Source organism: Vibrio sp. 10N.222.52.C3 (genome assembly GCF_041474195.1).
In the GTDB taxonomy this organism is placed as follows: domain Bacteria; phylum Pseudomonadota; class Gammaproteobacteria; order Enterobacterales; family Vibrionaceae; genus Vibrio; species Vibrio crassostreae_C.
This window is the reverse complement of record NZ_JBFRTQ010000231.1, coordinates 1-895: the sequence shown is the minus strand read 5'-3', so window position 1 is coordinate 895 and position 895 is coordinate 1. Positions and strand designations below refer to the sequence as shown.

General features: G+C 30.2%; 1 pseudogene. It reads right to left on the bottom strand.

The annotated features are described in order from the left end of the window. A pseudogene (locus tag AB4517_RS22530) lies at positions 1 to 723 on the bottom strand (hypothetical protein); the annotation flags it as partial. Positions 724 to 895 lie beyond the last annotated feature (172 nt).

Here is an 895-nt window from a genome sequence, read left to right as displayed (position 1 = left end):
TTCTTTACTTGATAGCATTATCAAGTAAAATAAAATTGTAAAAATTGTACCATTTGAAAATATATTTAAAAGCAACGCTTCAAATTTTATCACTTGCGCTGCGGATAAAGAAGAAACTAAAACTAATATTCCCTTACCTATTACAGTTTTAAAATACTCATCGGCAACACAACCAATAATCTTCTTGGCATATATTAATCGATAAGATAGGGATAATACTGACATTAGTATACTTACTATATATATATATTCATAGTTACCCTTTAAACTTACCATGATGTACATTATTGGTATGTTTAGTATCATCAAACCACCTACAACCAATTGATACCTCTTTATATTCCCATCAGCTTGAACTACAGATAGTATAGGATAACCCAGTGAAATAAGCATTACTTCAATATAAGTGAATTTTAAGAAAATAATAGTAATCTCTGGATAAGAACCTAACCATAGATCAAGAAGTTTCTGTGTATTTTCAAATAAAACGAATGATATTATAAAGGAAATATAAACTGTTATTTTACCACTTAGGATAAAAAGTTCAGAAAAGTATCCATCTTTCTGGTCATTTGACTTAACCAATTGGGGAGCAATAGCAATTTGAATACTATTTACTAACTGAGTTACTGCAGAGAATATTTGTAGCGAAATAGCTCGTGCCGCATTAACTTGTAAATCAAAGAAAGCATTAATTAAAAATGACACACCTTGAAGAGACATAACAGATGCAACTCCTCCCCACAGGTTCCAGGCTGTGAAAGAGAGAATAGGCTTTACAACCTTCCAATCGTAATGAAAGTTCAACTTTGTATTTTTATATTTAAGCTTGACAATTCCAATTAGAGTTAATCTTGTAATTAACATCGATATGAAGACTGCAATAGAATAAACT